We start from the raw sequence: 3,613 nt of genomic DNA, 5'->3' as shown, positions 1-3,613 counted from the left end.
TCTGATAGAGAAGGGTTTGCTCGGGTCGGTGGCTCTGGTAACGACCAGTATCCCGATCCCGGCTGGCCGTCCTGGCCGCCACATGAGGCATGTTCCGCGTCCTTGCAATACTGTGTTTACATACAGTCTATCGCTTAGCGGAAAGTTCTTTTACCCTCAGCCGAAATGCCTGCCGTTGCTAGACATTGCCAGCCAGTGCCCGTCACTCCCACTCAATAGTTGCCGGCGGCTTTGAGGAAACATCGTAGGTTACCCGCGAAATACCGGGAATCTCATTAATGATGCGGCTAGAAACCGTTTCTAAAAACTCATACGGCAAGTGTGCCCAGCGCGCTGTCATAAAATCGATAGTTTCTACTGCGCGCAATGCCACCACATACTCATAGCGGCGGGCATCGCCCACTACGCCAACCGACTTCACTGGCAAGAATACAGCGAAGGCTTGGCTGGTTTTGTGATACAGGTCAGCGGCATACAGCTCTTCGATAAAGATGGCATCAGCCAAGCGCAACCTGTCGGCATATTCTTTTTTTACTTCGCCAAGAATACGCACACCCAAGCCAGGGCCAGGGAAGGGATGACGGTAAACCATGTCGTAGGGCAGACCTAACTCCATACCGATCTTGCGCACCTCATCTTTAAACAGCTCGCGCAGCGGCTCCACCAGCTTGAGCGTCATAACACATTGATATTAGCTTCAATCTCTAAACCGTTGATTTGGAAATACATAATACCCTATTTGTTCATTCTTTTGTTATTTGTTGTATGTTGCGTTATTCCATCAATAATTTTATTCCAATCTTCGAAATGTAGTTCGTGTCCGGTTCCATCAAGCGTTATTAGTTTTGAGCCGTTTATCTTTTCAAGTAAAACTGCTGAATTCTTAAAATGCCATATTTTATCGTCCGTTCCGTGTACAATTAAGGTTGGTTGATTGATTTCGCTCAATCTGTTCCAGTATTCTTCACCACCTTGCAGTGCCGCATGATTGAACATACTTATATAGTTATTAGCTCTTTTAAATTCGGCTCTAATCAGTTTTTCACTTCTTTGTTTGTCAAATTGTTTCCTGCCGCTCATCAATTCAGCACCTTGAATTAAATAATTTGCCACACTGTCTTCATTTGTCCAATCTACGGTTTCAGCTTTTCCGTGAAAATCTAAAATACGCGTATCCATTTCAGGAATTGTGGGGTCTGAGTCGCCCCAAGGACCTGATGAGATTAGTGTTATTGAACTTACCCTGTCGGCATATTTTATTGATGCTATTTGAGAAATCAGTCCGCCCAGTGAAATTCCCACAAAATTGGCTTTGACTATTTTATAGCCGTCCAAAATTGAAATAGCATCATGGGTTAAGTCAACAATATCATAGGGGGTTGAACCCGGTTCGTAATTAGTAGATTTTCCTACGTCCCTATTGTCGTAGCGAATAACAAAAAATCCCTTTTCAGATAGTTTCTGGCAAAATTCAGCATCCCAATACAACATGGATACCGTTGCTCCCGCAATCAAGAGTATTGCCGGATCTTTTTCACATCCAAAACTTTCGGTAAAAAGTCTTATTCCGTTTTTTTTAACTATTTTCTCTTTCATTTCCTCGCCTTTCTGTTTTATAGATTCATTAGTTTTTGGAAAGAAAAGTCGAGGCTGAACATTTCCGTTTCGTTTATTATTGATTCTGCCTGTGCTTCTCTTCCATAAGCAAACATTTGCTGTTCATAATTTTCAATAGCCTCTTCAATGCTGTTAAATTTCCCATTGGTCAGATTATCCGACAATATCAAGGCATCCATCAACCCACTGTTTACGCCTTGTCCTGCAAAAGGAGGCATCAAATGAGCAGCATCTCCAATCATCGTTATGGGTAATGGACGCTTACTTTTCCAAGACTTATCTAAGGGAAATATTCGTGTCGCTAACCCTACAAAAGATGATGTCAAACGAATCAGTTCTTTGTAGCGTTCGTCCCAATCGGAAAATTTTTTCAGGAGAAAATCAACGACACTATTTCTGTCTTGAAAATCTACCCGCGTTTTGCTTTTCCATTCATCAGGTGTTTTAAAACTTATTCCAAAATGCAATGCACCATTATTATTAGGATTCGCAAATAATAAATTACCTTGATGAGCAGCCATTAGCCGGTTTCCATTGCAAAGCTGAAAAAATCCAGGACAGTTCACCTCCGGTTGATGAATATCGGCTTGTATATTGAAAGTACCTGTTTCTTCAACTTCCGTGTCGGTAACAAATTTTCTTACTTTAGACATTCCACCATTGGCAATAATAACCAGATCTGCTGTTTCACTCGATTTATCCTCAAAAGTTAGTATCCACTTCTCCTTATCAGGTTCAAGGGTAACAAGTTTTCTATCCCAAATGACGGTATCATTTTGTAAACTATTTAATAGGATAGTCCTTAAGTCATTTCTGTTTATTTCAGGATTGTCAAAACGATTTTCGGGTCTTACATTTTTTGTGGTTAAAATATTGCCCTTTTCATCAACAATATTTACACCCATTGGTAAAGCTAAGTCATAATAAGTTTGTAACAATCCCGCTCTTTTCATTGCTTCCTGTCCCGAATCCCTGTGCAGATCAAGTGTCCCACCAAAAATCCTTGCATCTTGGTCTTTGTCTCTCTCGTAAACTGTAATGTCCACGCCGTTTTGCTGTAACAATCTCGCCATTGTTAATCCAACAGGCCCGGCACCAATTATTGTAATTTTTTTATGTTTTAGTAAAGTCATATTCTTGTTCGCTGGTTTTAATGTCAACTAATGTCTGTCAATTTAATCACTTTGTTTTTTTTAAATTCAAACACGGATTTTCCTGATAACTTTAGCTTTTGCCCTTTTTTTAAGCCGTTCGGAAAGTCAATTGCTAAAATTGCTGTATAATCAATTTCTATTTCAGTGCTGTTGTCAAAATGCCTAAACGATTTAACTGTCTGTGTTCTCTTTGCAAAGTATGTTTTTGCTGTTTCTGCCTGTTGTTTAAACGCTGTTAACCCTTTCAGCGATAAACTTATATCATTATTTTGAATGTTTTCAAAAACAATATTATCGTCAAGGTCTGCAACCATTTTTTTGATATCAAATTGGTTGTATCCATCGATGTAGTTATTGATGATGTTTACTCTGTCGGTCATATTTTGTAATTATTTATCGGTTACATATTGGTGTTGTCTGTAGGTTGTTCTACGATAATTGCCAACTTTTAACTTCTATACGAAGGAACATGTTGGGATACTTGAACTTTCGATTTAGCGCCAACACGAGCAAACCGAAGTTAGCACCTACTCTCTATTCAGCATATTTTTTAAAAATACTTGTGGCAATGTGTCCGCCAAAACCAAAAGTATTACTCATTGCGTAATTCACTTGCCGTTGTTGTGATTGGTGTAACGTCAAGTTAAATATATCCCTATATTCAGGTTCAATATCTACCGAATTGATTGTTGGCGGAACAATGTTATTCTGAACAACGTATAGGAAGAATAAACGCCCTTTTCACCCAAGTCCAACAGCTTTGGACCGCAGTTGACTCTTTCGACACCCCTGCGATGCAACCCAATCCGGCTGACGGGGAGCCAGCAACGCTGAAAATTTAC

At 39.9% G+C, this 3,613-nt stretch carries 3 protein-coding genes and 1 pseudogene; all 4 read right to left on the bottom strand.

Going from position 1 to position 3,613, the window contains the following annotated elements:
• Window positions 1–202 precede the first annotated feature (202 nt).
• Window positions 203–679: pseudogene (locus FTT73_RS15825) on the bottom strand (GMP synthase (glutamine-hydrolyzing)); the annotation flags it as partial.
• Between the two features lie 56 nt (window positions 680–735).
• The gene (gene estT / locus FTT73_RS15820) at window positions 736–1,596 is read right to left on the bottom strand and encodes a macrolide hydrolase EstT (RefSeq protein ID WP_077782102.1); all 861 of its coding nucleotides are present in this window, start codon (window positions 1,594–1,596) and stop codon (window positions 736–738) included.
• 17 nt (window positions 1,597–1,613) lie between these two features.
• The gene (gene tet(X), locus FTT73_RS15815; RefSeq protein ID WP_044502094.1) at window positions 1,614–2,750 is read right to left on the bottom strand and encodes a tetracycline-inactivating monooxygenase Tet(X); all 1,137 of its coding nucleotides are present in this window, start codon (window positions 2,748–2,750) and stop codon (window positions 1,614–1,616) included.
• 23 nt (window positions 2,751–2,773) lie between these two features.
• Entirely contained in the window at window positions 2,774–3,151 is a 378-nt protein-coding gene (locus tag FTT73_RS15810; RefSeq protein ID WP_044502095.1) for a hypothetical protein, read from the bottom strand.
• Window positions 3,152–3,613: the final 462 nt, after the last annotated feature.

Origin of the sequence: Acinetobacter sp. YH01006, from assembly GCF_013420445.1 — a bacterium.
GTDB lineage: Bacteria > Pseudomonadota > Gammaproteobacteria > Pseudomonadales > Moraxellaceae > Acinetobacter > Acinetobacter pseudolwoffii.
This window is presented reverse-complemented; position numbering and strand designations above follow the sequence as displayed.